Below are 20059 nucleotides of genomic sequence, written 5' to 3'. Positions count from 1 at the left end.
TTCATATCGCCGTGCCCGCCTGTCCAGCGCCGCCTGAGTCTTGTCATGCCGATGAGATGCGCTACCATGGCGCTCCCCTTTTTCCAGTGGCTTGCCACCCATGCACTGTCCCTTCTGCGCTGCCAACGACACCAAGGTCATCGATTCGCGCCTGGTTGCCGAAGGCGAGCAGGTACGTCGCCGTCGCGAATGCCTGGCCTGCGGCGAACGCTTCACCACCTTCGAAACCGCCGAACTGGTCATGCCACGGCTGATCAAGCAGGACGGCCGACGCCAGCCATTCGACGAAGACAAGCTGCGTGCCGGCATGCAGCGTGCCCTGGAAAAGCGCCCGGTCAGTGTCGAGCGCCTGGAAGCGGCGCTGGCGCACATCAAGCACAAACTGCGCGCCACCGGCGAGCGTGAGGTCAAGTCGCTGGTGGTCGGCGAACTGGTCATGGGCGAGCTGCAGAAGCTCGATGAAGTTGCCTACATCCGTTTCGCCTCGGTGTACCGGCGCTTCCAGGACCTCAACGAATTCCGCGAAGAGATTGAGCGCCTGGCGCGCGAGCCGGGGAAGGAATGAGCAGCGAGCAACGCGTCCTCGACGCCCACTACATGGCGCGCGCCCTGGAGCTGGCGCGCCAGGGGCTGTATTCCACGCATCCCAACCCACGGGTCGGCTGCGTGATCGTGCGCGACGGCCAGGTGGTAGGCGAGGGCTGGCACGTGCGTGCCGGTGAGCCGCATGCTGAAGTTCATGCTCTGCGTCAGGCCGGTGAGCGGGCTCGTGGCGCCACCGCCTACGTCACCCTGGAGCCCTGCAGTCACCACGGGCGTACCCCGCCCTGCGCCGAAGCGCTGGTCGCCGCCGGCCTGGGGCGCGTGGTCGCGGCGATGCAGGACCCCAACCCGCAGGTTGGCGGGCGTGGCCTGCAGCGCCTGCGCGAGGCCGGTATCGCGGTCGACAGCGGCGTGCTAGAGGACGAGGCCCGGGCGCTGAACAGCGGTTTCCTCAAGCGCATGGAAAGCGGCCGGCCCTATGTGCGGGTCAAGCTGGCCATGAGCCTGGACGGCCGCACCGCCATGGCCAGCGGCGAAAGCCAGTGGATCACCGGTCCCCAGGCGCGCGCCGAAGTGCAGCGCCTGCGCGCGCAGTCCAGCGTGGTGCTCAGTGGCGCCGATACGGTACTCGCTGACGCGGCGCGTCTCACCGTGCGCCCCGCCGAGCTGGGCCTGGACGCCGAACTCACCGCCTTGGCCGCCGCCCGGCCGCCGCTGCGGGTACTGATCGACGGGCGCCTGCGGGTGCCGCTGGACCAGCCATTCTTCCAGGCCGGCCCGGCCATGGTGGTGACCTGCGCAGGCGAAGACGCCGACGCCCGCTACCAGGCGCAGGGGCATGAGCTGGTGAACCTGCCCGGCAGCGACGGCCACGTCGACCTGCCTGCGCTGCTCGATGCGCTGGGGGCCATTGGCGTCAACGACGTGCTGGTCGAGGCCGGCCCGCGCCTGGCTGGCGCCTTCACTCGATTGGGCCTGGTCGACGAATTCCAGATTTTCATCGCCGCCAAGTTCCTCGGCTCCGAAGCGCGGCCGCTGCTGGACCTGCCGCTGTCGCGAATGAGCGAAGCGCTGGCGCTGAAAATCGTGAAAATGCGCGCCATCGGCAACGACTGGCACGTCATCGCTCTGCCTGTGCCCACGCCAGGCGTATAATTCCCGGCTTTGCCCGAACCTTCCGGGCAGCCAGTCCCAGCGGAGGACCTCATGTTTACCGGCATCATCGAATCCATCGGCAGCATCCGGGCCCTGACCCCCAAAGGCGGCGACGTCCGCGTCTACGTGGAAACCGGCAAGCTCGACCTGGGCGACGTCAAGCTTGGCGACAGCATCGCGGTAAACGGCGTGTGCCTGACCGCCGTCGAGCTGCCTGGCGACGGTTTCTGGGCCGACGTCAGCCGCGAGACCCTCGACGTCACGGCGTTCGTCGACCTCAAGGTCGGTAGCCGGGTCAACCTGGAAAAGGCCCTGACCCCCAGCTCGCGCCTCGGCGGCCACCTGGTCAGCGGCCATGTCGACGGCGTGGGCGAAATCGTCTCGCGCGAGGAAAATGCCCGCGCCATCCAGTTCCGCGTACGCGCCCCGCGCGAGCTGGCCAAATACATCGCCCACAAGGGTTCGATCACCGTCGACGGCACCAGCCTGACCGTCAACGCCGTGCATGGCGCGGAGTTCGAGCTGACCATCGTGCCGCACACCCTGGCCGAGACCATCATGGCCGACTACCGGCCGGGTCGTAAGGTCAACCTGGAGGTCGACCTGCTGGCCCGTTACCTCGAGCGCCTGCTGCTCGGTGACAAGGCCGCCGAGCCGGCCCAGGGCGGCATCACCGAAAGCTTCCTGGCCGCCAACGGCTACCTGAAATCCTGACCCAAGGGGGTGCCGAGTGGCGCTCAACACGATTGAAGACCTGATCGAAGACATTCGTCAGGGCAAGATGGTCATCCTCATGGATGACGAAGACCGAGAAAACGAAGGCGACCTGATCATGGCCGCCGAATGCGTCAAGGCTGAACACATCAACTTCATGGCCCGTTATGCGCGCGGCCTGATCTGCATGCCGATGACCCGCGAGCGCTGCGAAACGCTCAAGCTGCCGCTGATGGCGCCGCGCAACGGTTCGGGCTTCGGCACCAAGTTCACGGTGTCCATCGAGGCCGCCGAGGGCGTGACCACCGGCATCTCCGCCGCCGACCGTGCGCGTACCGTGCAGGCCGCCGCGGCCCGCGACGCCAAGGCTGAAGACATCGTCAGCCCTGGGCACATCTTCCCGCTGATGGCCCAGCCGGGCGGCACCCTGGTGCGCGCCGGGCACACCGAGGCGGCCTGCGACCTGGCGCGCATGGCCGGTTTCGAACCTTCCGGGGTGATCTGCGAGATCATGAACGACGACGGCACCATGTCGCGTCGCGCCGAGCTGGAAGCCTTCGCCCTGGAGCACGACATCAAGATCGGCACAATCGCCGACCTGATCCACTACCGGATGACCCACGAACGCACCATCCAGCGCGTCGCCGAGCAGCCGGTGGACAGCGAAGTGGGGCACTTCAACCTGGTGACCTACCGCGACTCGGTGGAAGGCGAAGTGCACCTGGCCCTGACCCTGGGCACCATCAGCGCCGACGAGCCCACCCTGGTGCGAGTCCACAACATGGACCCGCTGCGCGACCTGCTGCTGATCAAACAGCCTGGTCGCTGGAGCCTGCGTGCGGCCATGGCCGCCGTGGCCGAGGCCGGCAGCGGTGTGGTGCTGCTGCTCGGTCATCCGCTCGACGGCGATGTGCTGCTCGCGCACATCCGTGAGACCGCTGGTCAGCAGCCGATCAAGCTGCCGAGCACCTACAGCACCGTAGGCGCCGGTTCGCAGATCCTGCGCGACCTTGGCGTGCGCAAGATGCGCCTGATGAGTTCGCCGATGAAGTTCAACGCGATATCCGGTTTCGACCTGGAAGTTGTAGAATACGTGCCATCGGAATGACGACACCCCCCGCAGCCGGCAAAAAACTGCTTTTTGCCGGCTGTCTCATGTGCATCGTGATTCATGACCTAACATTCTCAAAGTCCGCCGCTGGGCGGACTTGCTCTTTAATACGAGACCCAAGCGAATGACCCTGAAGACCATCGAAGGTACCTTCATCGCCCCGCAAGGCCGCTACGCCCTGGTGGTTGGCCGTTTCAACAGCTTCGTCGTGGAAAGCCTGGTGAGCGGCGCGGTCGATGCCCTGGTACGCCACGGCATCAAGGAAAGCGACATCACCATCATCCGCGCGCCTGGCGCCTTCGAAATTCCGCTGGTGGTGCAGAAGGTCGCCCAGCGTGGCGAGTTCGCGGCCATCGTCGCCCTCGGCGCGGTGATCCGTGGCGGCACCCCGCACTTCGAATACGTGGCTGGTGAATGCGTGAAGGGCCTGTCCCAGGTCTCCATGGAGTTCGGCGTACCGGTCGCGTTCGGCGTGCTGACCGTCGACACCATCGAGCAGGCCATCGAGCGTTCCGGCACCAAGGCGGGCAACAAGGGCGCTGAAGCCGCCCTGTCGGCCCTGGAAATGGTCAGTCTGCTTGCGCAGTTGGAGGCCAAGTGATTTCCGACGACAGCGACAAGTTCAACCCGCGCGAGCCCAAATCGCCGGAAGCCGCCAAGAGCAAGACTGCCAAGCGCCGCGAAGCCCGCCAACTGGCGACCCAGGCGCTGTACCAGTGGCAGATGGCTGGCCATTCGTTGAACGAAATCGAGGCGCAGTTCCGCGTCGACAACGACTTCAGCACCGTCGATGGCGGCTACTTCCGCGAACTGCTGCATGGCGTGGCCACCCACAAGGGTGAAATCGACGGCGCCCTCAAGCCGTGCCTGGACCTGAGCATCGACGAACTGGACCCGGTCGAACTGGCCGTGCTGCGCCTGTCCACCTTCGAGCTGCTGCGCCGCATCGACGTGCCGTACCGCGTGGTCATCAACGAAGCCATCGAACTGGCCAAGGTCTACGGTTCTACCGATGGCCACAAGTTCGTCAACGGTGTGCTCGACAAACTGGCCCCGACCCTGCGCGCCGCTGAAGTCAAAGCCCATAAACGCTGATGACGGGCGCCTCTGAAAACGTCGCCGGGGCCGCCAGCGCGGGGCACGAACAGGCCGCGATGGCAGCGCCGGTCGTTTTCAGGGGGCTGCATGGGTGAGTTCGAGCTTATCCGTCATTACTTCGCCGCCGCGCCCTGTGCGCAGGGCGGCGATGGCGTTGCTCTGGGTATCGGCGACGACTGTGCGCTGCTGGACCTGGCGTCTGGCGAGCAACTGGCAGTATCCACCGACACCCTGGTGGCCGGTGTGCATTTTCCCGAGGGCTGCGACCCGCTGCTGCTCGGCCAGCGCGCCTTGGGTGTCTCGGCCAGTGACCTGGCCGCCATGGGCGCGCGGCCCCTCGGTTTCACCCTGGCCCTGACCCTGCCGAGTTTCGAGGCTGGCTGGCTGCAAGCCTTCGCCGAAGGCCTCAATCGCATGGCCGAAGGCTGCGCACTGCGGCTGATCGGCGGCGACACCACCCGTGGCCCGCTGTCCCTGACCCTGACCGTTTTTGGCGCCGTACCCGCAGGCCAGGCGCTGACGCGCCGGGGTGCCCGGCCGGGCGATCTGCTGTGCGTGGGCGGCGAACTGGGTGAGGGTGCCGGCGCCTTGCCGTTGGTGCTCGGACAGCGCTCGGCCGAACCGGCGCTGGCCGAAGCCTTGCTGGCCCGCTACTGGGCGCCGCAGCCACAACTGGCGCTGGGCCAGGCACTGCGGGGCAAGGCGACGGCGGCGCTGGACATCTCCGATGGCCTGTTGGCCGATTGCGGGCATATTGCCAAGGCTTCCGGACTGCGTCTGCTGGTCGAGCGTGAGCGCCTGCCGATCGGTACCGCGCTGCGTGCCCTGCTGGGGGAGGACGCGGCGCTGCAGGCCGCCCTGAGCGGTGGCGACGACTATCTGCTGGCCTTCACCCTGCCGGCCGAGCATCTGTCCGGGCTGCAGGCGGCCGGTTGGCCGGTGACGGTCATTGGCCGTGCCGTGGCCGGCGAGGGCGTCACCCTGCTCGACGCTCGTGGCCAGGACATCACCCCGACTGTGCGGGGCTACCAACATTTCCGAGTGGAATCGTGAACAACAACCCCGAGAAGATTTCCGCCGAGTTCGTCCCGCCTTCGGTATGGACCAACCCCTGGCATTTCATGGCGTTCGGTTTTGGTACCGGCACCCTGCCAAAGGCACCGGGCACCTGGGGCTCGTTGATCGCCATCCCGTTCATCCCTCTGTTGCAACTGCTGCCATTCTGGGGGTACGCCGCGATGCTGGTGGCCAGTGCGCTGTTCGGCTGCTGGCTGTGCGGCAAGGTCGCCGACGACCTGGGCGTACATGACCACGAAGGCATCGTCTGGGACGAGATCGTCGGCATGTGGATCACCCTGTGGCTGGTGCCGCCGGGCTGGGCATGGCTGCTGGCCGGATTCGTGTTGTTCCGCTTATTCGACATCCTCAAACCCTGGCCCATCGGCTGGTGCGACCGCCATGTACAGGGCGGTACCGGGATCATGCTCGACGATGTGCTGGCCGGTGCCATGGCGTGGTTGTCGCTGCAGGGCCTGGTATGGGTCGTGAATTTCATCTAGCTTTCCGATAGCAACCAGCGAATATTCGGCATAAGCGTCGGCTGGAACCTGCTGTTACAATGCGGCTTTCCCGATCCAAGGCAGTGCCGCACCGGCGTTGCCTTTTCAGCTTTCATAGTTAGGAGCAAACGGTGCCCGTCGTTTTTGTCGCCGCTTCCAAATTGCCCACGCCTTTCGCGCAATTCACCATGCATGGCTTTCTCGAGTCGGCCACCGGGCGCGAGCACGTCGTCCTGAGCCTGGGTGACATCGCCGATGGCGAACCGGTGCTGGGCCGGGTGCATTCGGAGTGCCTGACCGGTGATGCGCTGTTCAGCCAGCGCTGCGATTGCGGTTCGCAACTGGAAGCCGCCCTGCGCGCGATTGCCACCGAAGGCCGCGGTGTGCTGCTGTACCTGCGCCAGGAAGGCCGTGGCATTGGCCTGATGAACAAGATCCGTGCCTATGAGCTGCAAGATGGCGGAGCCGACACCGTCGAGGCCAACGAGCGCCTTGGCTTCGCCGCCGACATGCGCGAGTACGGCATCTGCCTGCCGATGCTCGAACACCTGGGGGTCGGTTCGCTACGCCTGATGACCAATAATCCGCGCAAGGTCAAGGCGCTGACCGACATGGGCATCAAGGTGGCCGAGCGGGTGCCGCTGCATACCGGGCAGAACCCGCACAACAAGCTGTACCTGGCCACCAAGGCCGGCAAGCTGGGCCACATGATGGGCAACGAGCATCAAGGCGAGGTCGATCCGGCGTGACCCGGGGCGAGGTGTATCAGCGCCTTGAACTGGCCTGGTGGCGGCAACTGGGCCTGGCCCTGGCACCGCTGGTGGTGGCGTTGGTGTTCTTCAAGGCTTCGGAGCCTGGGGTCATGGCGCTGCTGCTGTTCGTGGCTGGCGCTGCCTCGCTGTTCATCAGCCTCAAGACCTACGCCACTTACAAGGCGGCGCTGGAAATGACCCGCAACAGCCTCGACACGCCCGAGGAACCTGCCGCCTGGCTGCGCCTGGCGGCCATCCGCCGTACGGCCTTCCTGGCCGCCAGCCTGCCAGCCTGGTTCGCCGCCATCGGCGTGCTGTTCAGCCTGCATGCCATGCTGGTGTTCCTGCTGGGCTTGGCCAGCCTGGGCCTGCTGTGCCTGTACCGCATTCCGCGGCTGGTGCCGGTGCAGCAGCAGGCCTGAATCCAATACTGTTCAGTGAGTCGTTATGTGGCTTGGTAGGTAGCGGCTTCAGCCGCGAAAGCGCCAGGAAATTCACTGCATCTGCTGTGAACAGGCGGTCGCTTCGCGGCTAAAGCCGCTCCTACCCGGCCTAACCGAACAGTATTGGCTTTAGCCGCGAAAGTGCGAGGAAATTCACTGCATCTGTTGTGAACATGCGGTCGCTTCGCGGCTGAAGCCGCTCCCGCCGGGCTTGCTTATCCGGTCGGAGCGGCTTCAACCGCGAAGGGTCGTTGAGGATTCAGCCCAGCTGCGTCAACCGCGCTTCGATGGCCGCCGCGATACCTTTGGCATCCAGGCCGCATTCGGCGAGCATCTGCGCCGGCTTGGCATGTTCCACATAGCTGTCCGGCAGGCCCAGGTGCAGCACAGGCTTGAGGATGCCGGCCCGCGCCAGGTATTCGCTGACCGCCGAGCCGGCACCGCCCATCACCGCGTTTTCTTCAACGGTCACCAGCAGGTCATGGCTGGCGGCCAGTTGCTGCACCAGTGCTTCATCCAGCGGCTTGACGAAGCGCATGTCGGCCACGCTGGCGTCGATGTGCTCGGCAACCTGCAGGGCGTCGTTCAATTGCACGCCGAACGCCAGGATGGCAACGCGCCGGCCCTGGCGGCGTACCACGCCCTTGCCGATCTCGATGGGCGTCAGCTCTGGCTCGATGACCGCGTTCGGGCCGCTACCACGTGGGTAGCGCACCGCTGCCGGGCCCTGGTGCAGGTAGCCGGTGGTGAGCATCTTGCGCAGTTCGTTCTCGTCGCTGGGGGTCATGATCAGCATGCCCGGGATGCAGCGCAGGTAAGAGAGGTCGAAGCTGCCCGCGTGGGTGGGGCCGTCTTCGCCCACCAGCCCCGCGCGGTCGATGGCGAACAGTACGTCGAGGTTCTGCACCGCGACGTCGTGCACCAGCTGGTCATAGCCGCGTTGCAGGAAGGTGGAATAGATCGCCACCACCGGCTTGCTGCCTTCGCAGGCCATGCCGGCGGCCAGGGTCACGGCGTGCTGCTCGGCGATGGCCACGTCGAAGTAGCGCTGTGGGAAGCGCTCGCTGAACGCCACCAGGTCTGAGCCTTCTTTCATGGCCGGGGTGATGCCGACCAGGCGTGGGTCGTGGGCTGCCATGTCGCATAGCCATTGCCCGAACACGCCGGAATATTTCGGCCCGCTGGCCGGCTTCGGCGCCTTGGCCGGGGCGTCCAGCGGGTCGAGCTTGGTGATGGCGTGATAGCCGATGGGGTCGACCTCGGCGGGGGCGAAGCCTTTGCCTTTCTTGGTCACCACGTGCAGGAATTGCGGGCCCTTGAGGTCGCGCATGTTGCGCAGGGTGGCGACCAGGGTCGGCAGGTCGTGGCCGTCGATGGGGCCGATGTAGTTCCAGCCCAGCTCCTCGAACAGCGTGCCGGGCACCAGCATGCCCTTGGCGTACTCTTCGGTGCGGCGGGCGATTTCCCAGGCTCCGGGCAGGCGCGACAGCACTTTCTTGCTGCCTTCGCGCATGCTGGTGTAGGTGCGGCTGGAGAGAATCTTGGCCAGGTAGTTCGACAGCCCGCCGACGTTGCGCGAGATCGACATGTCGTTGTCGTTGAGGATCACCAGCATGTCGGCGCCCACTTCCGGCGCGTGGTTCAGCGCCTCGAAGGCCATGCCGGCGGTCAGCGCGCCGTCGCCGATCACCGCGATGGACTTGCGTGGCGAGCCCTGCAGGCGAGCGGCCACGGCCATGCCCAGGGCGGCGCTGATCGAGGTGCTGGAGTGGCCGACGCCGAAGGTGTCGTACTCGCTCTCGCAGCGGCGCGGAAAGGCGGCCAGGCCGTCTTTCTGGCGCAGGGTGGTCATGCGCTGGCGGCGGCCGGTAAGGATCTTGTGCGGATAGGCCTGATGGCCGACGTCCCACACCAGGCGGTCGTCCGGGGTGTCGAACACGTAGTGCAGGGCGATGGTCAGCTCGATGACACCCAGCCCGGCACCGAAGTGGCCGCCGGTCTGGCCTACGCTATACAACAGTTCCTGGCGCAGTTCATCGGCGAGGGTTTCCAGCTCGGCTTCACCGAGGCGGCGCAGGTCGTCCGGTTTCTCGACCTGGTCGAGCAACGGAGTGGCGGGGCGCTCGCGGGGGATCTCTTTGAACGTCTTGGGCATCAGGCGAATCGTTATAAGTAGAGGACGCGGCAGTTTACCCTATGAGTCGCAGGCTGCCCATGAAGTGCGTCGTGGATGGATACCGCTGCAAGCTTTGACGTGGCGAATCCGTATTGATTCGCCACGGGCGACGTGCGGTGCGGCTCAGCTGCGTCGCTCGACGATGTAGCGGGCCAGCTCGCGCAGCGGTTCGGCAGCGTCGTCGAAGCCGCGCAGTGCCTCCAGGGCCTGATCGCGCAGTTCCAAGGCATAGGCCTTGGCCGCCTCCAGGCCCAGCAGGGCGGGATAGGTCGGTTTGTCACGGGCGATGTCGGCGCCCTGGCGTTTGCCCAGCGTGGCGGTATCGCTTTCCACGTCGAGAATGTCGTCCTGAACCTGGAAGGCCAGGCCGATCGCACGGGCATACAGCTGCAACGCATCCAGGCGTGCGGCATCGGCGTGGCCGCTGGCCAGGGCGCCGAGGCGCACGCTGGCTTCGATCAGCGCGCCGGTCTTGTGCCGGTGCATGTTTTCCAGCGCCGCCTGGTCGAGCTTCAGGCCCACCGAGCCGAGGTCGATGGCCTGGCCGCCGACCATGCCGGCGGGGCCGGCGGCGCGGGCCAGGGCGTCGACCATCTGCAGGCGGGTCTCGGCGTCACGGTTGTTCAGGCGCGGGTCGGCGAGGGCGCTGAAGGCCAGGCTCTGCAGGCCGTCCCCGGCAAGGATCGCGCAGGCTTCGTCGAAAGCCTTGTGGGTGGTCGGTTGGCCCCGGCGCAGGTCATCGTCGTCCATCGCCGGCAGGTCGTCGTGGACCAGCGAGTAGGCGTGGATCAGTTCCACGGCACAGGCCGCGCCATTGGCGTCTTCGGGCGCACCGCCCAGAGCCTGGCAGGCCGCGTAGACCAGCAGCGGACGCACGCGCTTGCCGCCGTTCATGACGCTGTAGCGCATCGCGGCGTAGACCCGGTCGAGTTCGGCGGCCGGCGCCTTGAACAGCGGTTCCAGGGCGGCGTTCACGCGGGTCTGGCACTGGGCCTGATAGGTCGCGATCATTCGGGCTGTTCCGCGTCGAAGGGCATCTCGGCCAGTTCGCCGTCACGTTCGAGCAGCATCTGCACTTTCTGCTCGGCCTGGGCCAGGGCGCCCTGGCATTCACGGGTCAGGCGCACACCCTGTTCGAAGGCGGTCAGCGAGTCTTCCAGCGACAGCTCGCCATTCTCCAGGCGCTCGACCAGCGTCTGCAGCTCGGCGAGGGACTGTTCGAAATCCAGTGCAGCTTTCTTGCGGGCCATGGGGCTATTCCGGTTAGCGGTTGAACCGGCGCGACACTAGCAGAGCCGCGCCATCGGGGCAAATGGCCGGGCTCAGGCCGACTGGGCGAGGGCGGTGAAGCCGGCCTGCAGGTCGGCGATCAGGTCGTCCGGGTTCTCCAGACCGATCTGCAAGCGCAGGATCTGTCGTGGGCCGCTGTCACCCTGAGCCTGGATCTGAGTCACCAGGCTCTCGAAGCCGCCCCAGGAGTAACCGATGCCGAACAGGCGCAGGGCGTCGACGAAGCGGTCGCAGGCGTCTGGCTGCGGGCTGTCGAACTCGAAGCTGAGCAGGCCGTTGCAACCGTGGAAGTCGCGCTTCCAGATGGCATGGCCGGGATGCTCCGGCAGCGCCGGGTACATCACCCGGATGACCTGCGGCTGGGCCTGCAGCCACTGCGCGACCTGCAGGGCGTTGCGTTCGTGCATGGCCAGGCGCGCGGCCAGCGAGCGGGCGCCGCGCAGAGCCAGGTAGGCGTCGTCCGGGCTGACCGTCGAGCCCATGGCGATCTGCATGGTCTTGAGCGTGGCGAAATGCGCCTCGGTGGTACTGACGCTGCCCATCATCACGTCCGAATGGCCGCCGACGTACTTGGTCAGGGCCATCAGGGAAATGTCCGCGCCCAGCTCCAGCGGGCGATAGAGCACACCCGAACCCCAGGAGTTATCCACCGCCAGCAGCAGGCCGCGCGCCTTGCACAACTGCGACAAGGCCGGCAGGTCGCACATCGCGAAGGTCTGCGAGCCGGGCACCTCGGCGTAGATCATCCGCGTGTTGGGCTTGATGAGTGCCTCGATGCCGCTGGCGTCGGCGGGATAGTAGTCGACCTCGATATCGAAGGCCGCCAGCAGGGTGCGCGCCAGGCGCCGCACCGGTGGGTACACCGCGTCGGTGATCAGGACGTGCTGGCCGGGGCGCAGGAAGGCCTGGAACATCAGCCCCACGGCATTCAGGCCGGTGGGGAACAGGCAAGTGCCATGGGCACCTTCCAGGTCGTTGATCAGGTCTTCCAGGGCGAAGGCGGTGGGGTTGCCGTTGGCCGCATAGGTCAGCGAGCGTTCGCTCTGCGCGCGGCGGGCTTCGGCTTCGCGCAAGTCGGCCAGGCTGTCGAACAGCACGGTGCTCATGCGCACCACCGGTGGATTGACCGACAGCCCCGGGCCGCTGTCCGCCGTGCGACCGGACTGGGTCAGCGTGGTTCGGGCTTGAAGGTCGTTGGCTGAAAACATGGCCGGCTCCGGAGGACTGCAAGGGGAAGCGGGCATGGTACAGCAGCGGATGCCTGCTGAGGGTGTGCGTAAGAAAAGACCTCTCGCTGTGTAGGTAGTGTCTTGTTCTGCTTCAGGCCCTCTACCGCGCCGGGCTTCTCGCCCAGAATCGCGGCTCACCTTGCGACCTGGAGAACCCGTCATGTCCGACTCCCCGTTTCGCCTGGAAGTCAGTGGCTTGAAGCAGCCACTGGCCGTGACCGGCTTTCACGGCACCGAAGCCATCAGCCAGCCCTACGTTTTTACCCTGCAGGTGGTGTGCGAGCCTGCGCAGGTAGCGCCGGCGCAGTTGATGTATCGCTCGGCGTTCCTGGCCGTTGATGAACAGGACACGGGCTTCCATGGCCAGATCCAGGGCGTGGAGCGTCAGCCGCATCCAGGCAGCGAGACGCGCTACCGGCTGGTCCTCGGCCCGCGACTGGCCTGCCTGGCGCAACGCTGCAATGTCCGGGTGTTCCAGGGCCTGAGCGCCAGGCAGATCATCGCCCAGGTGCTGAGCGAGCATGGCCTGCGTGGCGAGGCGCACGCCTTTCACCTCAAGGTGCCGTGCAGGCCACGGGCTTTCTGTGCCCAGTACCAGGAGAACGACCTGCAGTTCGTCCAGCGCCTGTGTGCCGAGGAAGGCATTCATTACCACTTCGCCCATTCGCGCCAGGGGCATCGGCTGATCTTCGCCAGTGGCCTGTACGGTGCCAGACGCAGCCCGCCCGCCCCCTGGCATGCAACCACCGAGGGTCCGGCAGTGACGCGCTTTGCGATGGTGCCCAATGAAGACTCGCAGGCCGGGCGGCGTGCCGAGGGCGACAGTACCCTGAGCTTTATCAACAGTGGTCGACTGTTCGCCATGAGTGGTCACGCGTGCGAGGCATGGAACGGCCTTTGGCGCGTGTTGCACGTCGAGCACGCGGGGCAGCAACGGTATGGCAACCGCTTCGTGGTGCAGCCTTGGGATGCCCGCGTGCCCATCGCCGCGCCGCCTGCCCAGGCGTTGCCCGTGGTGATGCGGGCGTGGGTCATGGGAGCGGCCGGCGAGCCCGCCGACCGTGACGCGAACGGACGGGTGCGGGTGCAGTTCGATTGGGTCATGCAGGGCGCCGGGGCGCGTTTTGCCGATTGCTGGCTGCCGGTACAGCGCCAGGTGCGCAGCCCGTTGCTGGGCGGCATGCCGGTGCTCGCCAGTCCTTCGCGACAAGCCGACCAGCCGCCGCAGATCATTGCCTGCCTGAGCAAGGCAAGCTTGTCGGCAGAGCCGCCGCAAGAGGGGCAGGAGCCTTTGCAGGCATGCGTGTCCGCAGCGTGGCTGATGGGTGAGCGGCGCACCTTGCAGCTGCGCGATGGGCCGCTCATCGAGCTGCACGAGGGCGCCGAGCTGACCCTGGAAGTGGGCGCCAGCCGCGTGCGGCTCGACGCCCAGGGCCTGGCACTGAGTGCCGCGGCGCTGAACTTCACTCACTCAGTGGGCGAACCAGCCATCGCTGCGCTGCAGGCGCCAGGCGATGCAACCCAGGGTCAGGGCGCGCAGCAACATGAAGAGCAGGAAGGTCAGCCATAGCGCGTGATTGCCTTGGGTGGACGCCAGCGCGGCAAATGGTGCCAGTACGGCGACGCTGAGCAGCATGGCGTTGCGCATTTCTCTGGCTCGGGTGGCGCCGATGAACAGTCCGTCGAGCAGGTAGCTCCACACCCCCAGCAACGGCGTGACGGCCAGGTAGGGCAGGTAGATGACGGCGGTCTCGCGGATCTCCGGGATGTCGGTCTGCAGGAACACGAACCAGTGGCCGAAGAGCAGAAAGCCAGCGGCGAACAGCAGGCTGGCGATCAATGACCAGCCGCCGGCCACCACCAGGCTGCGGCGCAGGGTGAGCCGGTCGCGGGCGCCGATGGCGTGGCCGCACAGCGCTTCCACGGCATGGGCCAGGCCATCCAGGGCCTGGGCCGCCAGCAGCAGGCCGTTGAGCAGCAGGGCGTTGGCGGCCACCGTGGCATCGCCCAGGCGGGCGCCCTGGGCGGTGATGAGGAACATCACCGACTGCAGCGCCAGGGTGCGCAGGAAAATGTCCCGGTTGACCCCCAGCAACGGGCTCCAGTTGTGCCAGTGCGCCAAGGCGCGCCAGACGATCTGCCCAGGCCAGGTGCGCAGCGTGCCACGGGTCAGCGCCAGGCCCAGCAGTACGCCGAGCCACTCGGCGAGCACCGAGGCACGCGCCGAGCCCAGCACGCCCCAGTCCAGGCCCAGGACGAACCACAGGTTGAAGACGATGTTGGCCAGGTTGGTGGTCAGCAGGATCGCCAGCGGCGCGCGGGCGTTCTGTGCGCCAAGGAACCAGCCGACCAGCGCAAAGCTGGCCAGGGTCGCCGGCAGGCCATACAAGCGCGCCTGGAAGAAATCCAGGGTCAGCTGATGCAGCTGTTCGGAAGGCTGCATCACATGCATGGCCACCTGGCTGAAGGGCAATGCCAGGACGGCCAGGCCGAGGGCCATGAAAAACGCCAGCAGCAAGCCCTGCAGCAGTATGCGCCGCAGCGCTGCACCATCGTCGCGCCCGGCGGCCTGGGCGGCGAAGCCGGTGGCGCCCATGCGCAGGCACACCAACCCGGAGGCGAGGAAACCATACAGGGTCGAGCCCACGGCCACGGCGCCCAGTTGGTGGGCATGCGGCAGGTGGCCGATGACCGTGCTGTCGACCAGCGCCACCAGGGGAACGGAAATATTGGACAAGATCATCGGCGTCGCCAGGCCCCAGACCCGTCGGTGGGTAGGGCGGTGACGCCAGTCGCTGACAAGGCTGGACATGTGGACTCCTGAGCAGGCGGCCATTGTACCGGTAGGGCCGATGATACGCAGTGGCCATGTACCGAGAACGAAGTCACAAAGCCGCTGTCTATTCGCGCAACCAGCTCCGCACCCGACAGTGGCTGCTTTATAGTCACGCTTTTTCAACCTGCCCCCCCGACGAGTGCCCCATGCTCAACAAAGGATTGTTCCTGGCTTGCGCGCTTGCGCTGCTCAGTGCCTGCGATTCCTCTTCTTCCGACAAACCCGCGGCGCCCCCGGCGCAGGCCCAGGCGTCGGCGAGCACGCCCGCCAAGCCCCGACCGGCACTCGACCTGCCGGCCCTGGCCAAGCGTTACGAAGGGCGCGAGCTGAGCGTGGTGGACGTCTCCGAGATTCAGGTGGACGGCGCCAGCACCCTGTCGGTCAGCTTCTCGGTGCCGCTGGATCCGCAGCAGAAATTCGCCGAGAAACTGCACCTGGTCGACAGCAAGAGCGGCAAGGTCGACGGTGCCTGGGAGCTGTCGGACAACCTCATGGAGTTGCGCCTGCGTCACCTGGAGCCGCAGCGCAAGCTGGTGCTCACCGTCGATGCCGGCCTGGAAGGCGTGAACAAGGCCAGGTTGGCCAGCGAATTCAGCGCGCGCCTGGAGACCCGTGACCTGCAGGCCACGGTGGGCTTCGCCAGCCGTGGCAGTCTGCTGCCGACCCGCCTGGCCGAAGGCCTGCCGGTGATCGCCCTGAACGTCGACAAGGTCGATGTGGAGTTCTTCCGCATCAAGCCCGACCAACTGCCCGCCTTTCTCGCTGAGTGGGAAGGCTCTTCTTCGATGTCGTCGTATCGCTCCGAAGAGCTGCTGCCCATGGCCGACCTGGTGTATGGCGGGCGCTTCGACCTGAAGCCGGCGCGCAACACCCGGGAGACCCTGCTGCTGCCGATCTCCGGCATCAAGCCCCTGCAGCAGCCGGGCGTTTACCTGGCGGTGATGCGCGCCTCGGGCACCTACAGCTACAGCCTGCCGGCGACCCTGTTCACCCTGAGCGACATCGGCCTGTCGGTGCATCGCTACAGCCAGCGCATGGACGTCTTCACCCAGGCGCTGGAGGGCGGCAAGGCACTGAGCGATGTGAATGTCGATGTCTACGACCAGGACGGCAAGGTGGTCGGCCAGGCCAAGACCGACGGCAAGGGCCACGCCCAGTTGCCGCTGCCCAACAAGGCCGCGCTGATCCTTGCCCACAAGGACGAGCAGAGCAGCCTGCTGCGCCTCAACAGCCCGGCGCTGGACCTCGCCGAATTCGACATTACCGGCCCGCAGGCCCATCCGCTGCAGTTCTTCATCTTCGGCCCGCGCGACCTCTATCGCCCTGGCGAAACCGTACTGCTCAACGGCCTGCTGCGTGACCAGGACGGCAAGGGCGTGAAGGCCCAGCCGATCAACGTCGAAGTGCGCCGCCCCGACGAACAGGTCAGCCGCAAGTTCGTCTGGGAGCCGGACGCCAACGGCCTGTACCAGTACCAGCTGCAACTGGCCGACGAGGCGCCCACCGGTCGCTGGCAACTGGTCTATGACCTGGGCGACGGCAAGCCGCAGCTCTATGAATTCAATGTCGAAGACTTCCTGCCCGAGCGCCTGGCGCTGGACCTCAAGGGCAGCGAGCAGCCGATTTCCCCAGAGGACAACCCGCAGTTCGAAGTGACCGGTCGCTACCTCTACGGCGCCCCGGCTTCGGGCAACAGCCTCACTGGCCAGCTCTACGTGCGGCCGCTGCGTGAGGCGGTGGAAAAACTGCCGGGTTACCAGTTCGGTTCCATCACCGAAGAAGACCTCAAGCAGGACCGCGAGCTGGACGCCATCACCCTGGATGCCAACGGTGAAGCGCTGCTGGACGTGCAGACCGAATGGGCCAAGGCGCGTTCGCCGCTCAATGTCATCCTCCAGGCCAGCCTGCAGGAGTCCGGTGGCCGGCCGATCACCCGCCGCGTGGTGCAGCCGGTATGGCCGGCCGAACGTCTGCCGGGCCTGCGCCCGCTGTTCGGCACCAGCACCGGCGATGACGACGACTACGGTTACGGCGCCGCCCGTGGCGAAGCGCAGACCGACGGCGACGGCCCGGCCGAGTTCGAGATCCTGGTGGCCGACGCCGCCGGCCACAAGCTGGCCGCCAACGACGTCAAGGTGCGCCTGGTGCGCGAGCGTCGCGACTATTACTGGACCTACTCCAACAGCGACGGCTGGAGCTACAACTACAACGAGAAATTCCTCAACCTCAACGAGGAAACCGTCAACATCAAGAAAGACGGCACCGCCAAGGTCACCTTCCCGGTGGAGTGGGGCCCGTACCGTGTGGAAGTCGAAGACCCGGCCACTGGCCTGGTCAGCAGCCTGCGTTTCTGGGCGGGCTACCGCTGGCAGGACAACGCCGAAGGCGGTGCGGTACGTCCCGATCAGGTCAAGCTGGCGCTGGACAAGCCGGCCTATGGCGATGGCGACACCGCGAAAGTCACCGTGACCCCGCCGGCCGCTGGCAAGGGCTACCTGCTGGTGGAGTCCAGCGAGGGCCCGCTGTGGTGGCAGGAGATCGACGTGCCGGCCGAAGGCAAGACCTTCGAGGTGCCGCTGGACAAACAGTGGGCGCGTCATGACCTGTACGTCAGTGCCCTGGTAGTGCGGCCGGGCGAGCGCAAGGCCAATGTCACGCCCAAGCGCGCCGTGGGTGTGCTGCACCTGCCGCTGGATCGTTCGCAGCGCAAGCTGGGCCTGACCATCAGCGCGCCTGAGAAGATGCGCCCCAAACAGCCGCTCAAGCTCAAGGTCGCGGCGAAGAACGCCGACGGCAGCGTGCCCAAGCAGGTGCAGGTACTGGTGTCGGCGGTGGATGTCGGCATCCTCAACATCACCCGCTACGCCACGCCCGACCCGTTCGCCAGTCTGTTCGGCCGCAAGGAGTACGGCGCCGACCAGCTCGACGTGTACGGGCAACTGATCGAAGCCGGTCAGGGCCGCCTGGCCAGCATGGCCTTCGGCGGTGACGCCCTGGCCAAGGGCGGCAAGCGCCCCGACACCAGCGTGACCATCGTCGCCCTGCAAAGCGCGCCGGTGACCCTCAACGAGAAGGGCGAGGGTGAAGTCAGCGTCGACATCCCCGACTTCAACGGCGAACTGCGCATCATGGCCCAGGCCTGGACCGACGAGCGCTACGGCATGGCCGAAGCCAAGACGGTGATCGCTGCGCCACTGATTGCCGAACTCTCGACGCCGCGCTTCCTCGCCGGTGGTGACCAGACCAGCGTGGCGCTGGACCTGGCCAACCTCTCCGGCAAGGCGCAGAAGCTCGATGTGCATCTGTTCGCCGACGGCCAGCTGAGCATCCCGGGTGGTGACCAGCTCAAGACCGTGCAGCTCAAGGAAGGCCAGCGCACCACGCTGAAGTTCCCGGTGCAGGCCCAAGGTGGCCTTGGCCAGGGCAAGCTGCGTGTGCAGGTCGACGGCCTGGACCTGCCGGGTGAGCAACTGCCGCCGATGTCCCGCGAATGGACCGTCGGCGTGCGCCCGGCCTACCCGGCGATGCTGCGTCACTACCGTGCGGTGCTGGAGCAGGGCCAGGACTGGAACCTGCCGGAAGGCGCGCTGCAAGCCTTCGAACCGGCCGGTCGCGAGGCGCTGCTGTCGCTGTCGAGCCGTCCCCCGCTGAACCTCGGCGAGCAGATCCGTGCCCTCAAGGCCTACCCCTATGGTTGCCTGGAGCAGACCGCCAGCGGCCTGTACCCCTCGCTGTACGCCGATGCCGCGACCCTCAAGCGCCTGGGCCTGACCGGCGAGCCGGATGCCGAGCGCAAGCGCAAGGTGGAAATCGGTATCGAGCGCCTGCTGGGCATGCAGCGTTACAACGGCAGCTTCGGCCTGTGGGGTTCCGATGGCGAGGAGGAGTACTGGCTGACCGCCTACGTCACCGACTTCCTGCTGCGCGCCCGTGACCAGGGTTACGCGGTGCCCGCCGAGGCCCTCAAGAAAGCCAGCGAGCGCCTGATGCGCTACCTGCAGGACCGTGGCCAGGTGCAGGTCAACTACAGCCAGAACGCCGAGCACACTCGCTTCGCCGTCCAGGCCTACGCCGGCCTGGTGCTGGCGCGCAGCCAGCAGGCACCGTTGGGCGCACTGCGGACCTTGTTCGAACGCCGCAGCGATGCGCGTTCCGGCCTGCCGCTGGTGCAGCTGGCCATCGCCCTGGACAAGATGGGCGACAAGCCGCGCGCCGAGCAGGCCTTGCAGGCCGGCCTGGCCGTGACCCGCAAGTCCAACGAATGGCTGGCCGACTACGGCAGCCCGCTGCGTGACCAGGCGCTGATCCTGGCCCTGCTGGAAGAGAACGATCTGGGCGGCGAAGCGCGCAACCAGAAGCTCTTCGATCTCGCCGACCAGCTGGCCGCCAGCCGCTACTTGTCGACCCAGGAGAGCAACTCGCTGTTCCTCGCCGGCCGCCACCTGCTGAGCAAACCGGAGAAAGACTGGAGCGCGGCGTTGTCGTCCGGTGGCCAGAGTCTGGAGCTGAGCAACCGTCAGCCTGGCCAGAAACTCGCAGGCCCCGTGCTGGCCGCGCCGATGACCGTGCATAACGCCAGTGCCGCGACCCTCTACCAGCAACTGACCGTCTCGGGTTACCCGACCCAGGCGCCGGTGGCCGGTGGCGAGAACCTGAGCATCAGCCGTGAGTACCTGAGCCTCAAGGGCCAGCCGCTCAACGTTGAAGCCCTGAAGACTGGCCAACTGGTGCTGGTGCACCTGCAGGTCTCGGCACGCCAGCGTGTGCCGGATGCCCTGGTCGTCGACCTGCTGCCCGCCGGCCTGGAGCTGGAGAACCAGAACCTGGCGCAGAGTGCGGCCAGCCTGGAAGACGCCAGCGAGTCGATCAAGGATTTCCGTGAGTCGATGGAAAATGCCGGTCTCAAGCACCAGGAATATCGTGGCGACCGCTACGTCGCGGCCCTGGATATCAGTGCCAGCCAGCCGGTCCACCTGCTGTACCTGGCCCGTGCGGTAACACCCGGCATCTACCGGGTTCCGCCACCGCAGGTCGAGTCGATGTACCGGCCTAACTGGCAGGCCCTGGGCGAGACCCCCGCGCAGATGGTGGTGCGGGGCAAGTGATGGCCCCTGACGGTGGGAGCAGGGCCGCTCCCACCGTCATCCCCGCTG

The 20059-nt window shown here is 66.6% G+C and carries 17 protein-coding genes; 12 read left to right on the top strand and 5 right to left on the bottom strand.

Annotation, left to right across the window (positions count from 1 at the left end; all coding sequences use genetic code 11):
* The first annotated feature begins 100 nt into the window (after positions 1-100).
* The 10 genes from nrdR to RRX38_RS13100 all read left to right on the top strand — a co-directional run bounded on the left by nrdR (position 101) and on the right by RRX38_RS13100 (position 7354).
* Entirely contained in the window at positions 101-565 is a 465-nt protein-coding gene (gene nrdR, locus RRX38_RS13145; RefSeq protein ID WP_295470658.1) for a transcriptional regulator NrdR, read from the top strand.
* Positions 562-1698: a bifunctional diaminohydroxyphosphoribosylaminopyrimidine deaminase/5-amino-6-(5-phosphoribosylamino)uracil reductase RibD gene (gene ribD / locus RRX38_RS13140; RefSeq protein ID WP_315959541.1), complete on the top strand. Its 1137-nt coding sequence runs from the start codon at positions 562-564 to the stop codon at positions 1696-1698. The genes nrdR and ribD overlap by 4 nt, the downstream gene beginning before the upstream one ends.
* A 51-nt stretch (positions 1699-1749) precedes the next feature.
* Positions 1750-2412, top strand: coding sequence for a riboflavin synthase (locus tag RRX38_RS13135; protein WP_295470660.1), 663 nt, complete (start codon positions 1750-1752; stop codon positions 2410-2412).
* Between the two features lie 16 nt (positions 2413-2428).
* A complete protein-coding gene (gene ribBA / locus RRX38_RS13130) occupies positions 2429-3520 on the top strand; it encodes a bifunctional 3,4-dihydroxy-2-butanone-4-phosphate synthase/GTP cyclohydrolase II (protein WP_295470661.1) in 1092 nt (363 codons plus the stop codon).
* Between the two features lie 127 nt (positions 3521-3647).
* Positions 3648-4124, top strand: coding sequence for a 6,7-dimethyl-8-ribityllumazine synthase (gene ribE / locus RRX38_RS13125; protein ID WP_295470662.1), 477 nt, complete (start codon positions 3648-3650; stop codon positions 4122-4124).
* Positions 4121-4618, top strand: a complete 498-nt coding sequence (gene nusB, locus RRX38_RS13120) for a transcription antitermination factor NusB (protein ID WP_315959540.1) — start codon at positions 4121-4123, stop codon at positions 4616-4618. Before ribE ends, nusB begins: the two co-directional genes overlap by 4 nt.
* A 90-nt stretch (positions 4619-4708) precedes the next feature.
* Complete coding sequence (thiL, locus tag RRX38_RS13115; protein ID WP_315959539.1) at positions 4709-5674, top strand: thiamine-phosphate kinase; 966 nt, start codon at positions 4709-4711, stop codon at positions 5672-5674.
* On the top strand, positions 5671-6180 hold the full coding sequence (locus tag RRX38_RS13110; RefSeq protein ID WP_315959538.1) for a phosphatidylglycerophosphatase A: 510 nt from the start codon (positions 5671-5673) through the stop codon (positions 6178-6180). The genes thiL and RRX38_RS13110 overlap by 4 nt, the downstream gene beginning before the upstream one ends.
* Before the next feature lie 131 nt (positions 6181-6311).
* On the top strand, positions 6312-6929 hold the full coding sequence (gene ribA / locus RRX38_RS13105; protein ID WP_295470666.1) for a GTP cyclohydrolase II: 618 nt from the start codon (positions 6312-6314) through the stop codon (positions 6927-6929).
* Positions 6926-7354 carry an MFS transporter gene (locus RRX38_RS13100; RefSeq protein ID WP_315959537.1) on the top strand — a complete coding sequence of 143 codons (429 nt, stop codon included), beginning with the start codon at positions 6926-6928 and terminating at the stop codon, positions 7352-7354. Before ribA ends, RRX38_RS13100 begins: the two co-directional genes overlap by 4 nt.
* A 280-nt stretch (positions 7355-7634) precedes the next feature.
* On the opposite strand, the gene dxs is transcribed toward RRX38_RS13100, so the two are convergent.
* The 4 genes from dxs to metC all read right to left on the bottom strand — a co-directional run bounded on the left by dxs (position 7635) and on the right by metC (position 12049).
* Complete coding sequence (gene dxs, locus RRX38_RS13095; protein ID WP_315959536.1) at positions 7635-9530, bottom strand: 1-deoxy-D-xylulose-5-phosphate synthase; 1896 nt, start codon at positions 9528-9530, stop codon at positions 7635-7637.
* Positions 9531-9674: 144 nt separating this feature from the next.
* Complete coding sequence (gene ispA / locus RRX38_RS13090; protein ID WP_295470672.1) at positions 9675-10562, bottom strand: (2E,6E)-farnesyl diphosphate synthase; 888 nt, start codon at positions 10560-10562, stop codon at positions 9675-9677.
* Positions 10559-10801 (bottom strand): exodeoxyribonuclease VII small subunit, encoded by a 243-nt coding sequence (locus RRX38_RS13085; RefSeq protein ID WP_295470673.1) that lies wholly within the window; start codon positions 10799-10801, stop codon positions 10559-10561. Before RRX38_RS13085 ends, ispA begins: the two co-directional genes overlap by 4 nt.
* Before the next feature lie 72 nt (positions 10802-10873).
* Positions 10874-12049, bottom strand: a complete 1176-nt coding sequence (gene metC, locus RRX38_RS13080; RefSeq protein ID WP_315959535.1) for a cystathionine beta-lyase — start codon at positions 12047-12049, stop codon at positions 10874-10876.
* Between the two features lie 181 nt (positions 12050-12230).
* Between metC and RRX38_RS13075 the strand changes: the two genes are divergently transcribed.
* Positions 12231-13640, top strand: coding sequence for a type VI secretion system Vgr family protein (locus RRX38_RS13075; protein WP_315959534.1), 1410 nt, complete (start codon positions 12231-12233; stop codon positions 13638-13640).
* On the opposite strand, the gene RRX38_RS13070 is transcribed toward RRX38_RS13075, so the two are convergent.
* Positions 13542-14882 (bottom strand): MATE family efflux transporter, encoded by a 1341-nt coding sequence (locus RRX38_RS13070; protein WP_315959533.1) that lies wholly within the window; start codon positions 14880-14882, stop codon positions 13542-13544. The genes RRX38_RS13075 and RRX38_RS13070 overlap by 99 nt on opposite strands.
* A 170-nt stretch (positions 14883-15052) precedes the next feature.
* On the opposite strand from RRX38_RS13070, the gene RRX38_RS13065 reads away from it, so the two are divergent.
* The gene (locus tag RRX38_RS13065) at positions 15053-20011 is read left to right on the top strand and encodes an alpha-2-macroglobulin (protein ID WP_315959532.1); all 4959 of its coding nucleotides are present in this window, start codon (positions 15053-15055) and stop codon (positions 20009-20011) included.
* The last annotated feature ends 48 nt before the right edge of the window (positions 20012-20059 follow it).

The organism is Pseudomonas sp. DTU_2021_1001937_2_SI_NGA_ILE_001 (assembly GCF_032463525.1).
Taxonomy (GTDB): Bacteria; Pseudomonadota; Gammaproteobacteria; order Pseudomonadales; family Pseudomonadaceae; genus Aquipseudomonas.
Note: the sequence above shows the minus strand (reverse complement) of the source record. Positions and strands in the feature narration are given on the sequence as shown.

Excerpts from the sequence above, each read along its gene's own strand:
- nrdR (WP_295470658.1), top strand. The coding sequence starts at position 101 with ATGCACTGTCCCTTCTGCGCTGCCAACGACACCAAGGTCATCGATTCG.
- ribD (WP_315959541.1), top strand. The coding sequence starts at position 562 with ATGAGCAGCGAGCAACGCGTCCTCGACGCCCACTACATGGCGCGCGCC.
- RRX38_RS13135 (WP_295470660.1), top strand. The coding sequence starts at position 1,750 with ATGTTTACCGGCATCATCGAATCCATCGGCAGCATCCGGGCCCTGACC.
- ribE (WP_295470662.1), top strand. The coding sequence starts at position 3,648 with ATGACCCTGAAGACCATCGAAGGTACCTTCATCGCCCCGCAAGGCCGC.
- thiL (WP_315959539.1), top strand. The coding sequence starts at position 4,709 with ATGGGTGAGTTCGAGCTTATCCGTCATTACTTCGCCGCCGCGCCCTGT.
- dxs (WP_315959536.1), bottom strand. The coding sequence starts at position 9,530 with ATGCCCAAGACGTTCAAAGAGATCCCCCGCGAGCGCCCCGCCACTCCG.
- ispA (WP_295470672.1), bottom strand. The coding sequence starts at position 10,562 with ATGATCGCGACCTATCAGGCCCAGTGCCAGACCCGCGTGAACGCCGCC.
- RRX38_RS13085 (WP_295470673.1), bottom strand. The coding sequence starts at position 10,801 with ATGGCCCGCAAGAAAGCTGCACTGGATTTCGAACAGTCCCTCGCCGAG.
- metC (WP_315959535.1), bottom strand. The coding sequence starts at position 12,049 with ATGTTTTCAGCCAACGACCTTCAAGCCCGAACCACGCTGACCCAGTCC.
- RRX38_RS13075 (WP_315959534.1), top strand. The coding sequence starts at position 12,231 with ATGTCCGACTCCCCGTTTCGCCTGGAAGTCAGTGGCTTGAAGCAGCCA.
- RRX38_RS13070 (WP_315959533.1), bottom strand. The coding sequence starts at position 14,882 with ATGTCCAGCCTTGTCAGCGACTGGCGTCACCGCCCTACCCACCGACGG.
- RRX38_RS13065 (WP_315959532.1), top strand. The coding sequence starts at position 15,053 with ATGCTCAACAAAGGATTGTTCCTGGCTTGCGCGCTTGCGCTGCTCAGT.